Here is a 785-nt window from a genome sequence, read left to right as displayed (position 1 = left end):
ATCGAAAGGCGTTAACTACCCGACGATCTCGATTGAAGCTTCTCAAACTTGGAAAGACGATGCGGATGGCTTAAAAGGTCGAAGCGATGAAACTCTCGCCATGTTGCGTTTACGCTATAACTTGTTCAACGGCGGTAGCGATGCGGCAAATTCAGAAAACTTCGCATACCAACTCAACAAAGCGAAAGACTTACGTGAAGGCGCGTACCGTAATGTTGAGGAAGGACTTCGCTTATCTTGGAGTGCTCTGGACTTAACGCTGCAACAAAAAGAATTTTTAGCAGACCACGTTGATTCGGCAGCTGAGACGGTCATCGCGTATGAAAAGCAATATCGAATCGGTAAACGAACCTTACTAGACGTTCTAAACACTGAAAACGAGTTGTTTGAAGCGCGTAAAGATTACCTTGATTCAAAATATGCAGAGCAATATGCCAAATATCGTGTGATGAACGCAACTGGCCAAGTGTTGAGTGCGTTAAGAGTCGAAATGCCGAAAGAATGGCTAGAAAAAGTGGAGGATTAATTATGAAAAACATAACTATTATTGCACTGTCATTAGTTGTTGCTGCATGTAGCTCTTCGAGTGATCGAGGCGACGAATACGATTACATCGACACTCCTATTGCAGATCAATGGGCCGACCACCAAGATGACGACAGCGACGGTGTCATTAACCAGCGCGATTTATGTCCAGGCACACCATTAGGTGCAGAAATTGATAATGATGGCTGCGGATCTTACGCAAACTCATCACAACAAATGCAAATTCGAGTGTTATTTGC

1 protein-coding gene and 1 pseudogene are annotated in these 785 nt (G+C 43.9%); both read left to right on the top strand.

Going from position 1 to position 785, the window contains the following annotated elements; genetic code table 11:
- The coding region (locus tag R7E78_RS25960) for a TolC family protein (protein ID WP_318058585.1) at window positions 1-526 on the top strand (526 nt) is incomplete at its 5' end.
- A gap of 2 nt (window positions 527-528) precedes the next feature.
- Window positions 529-785, top strand: a pseudogene (locus tag R7E78_RS25955) (OmpA family protein); the annotation flags it as partial.

The sequence above is a fragment of the Vibrio sp. YT-19(2023) genome (genome assembly GCF_033337395.1).
Note: the sequence above shows the minus strand (reverse complement) of the source record. Positions and strands in the feature narration are given on the sequence as shown.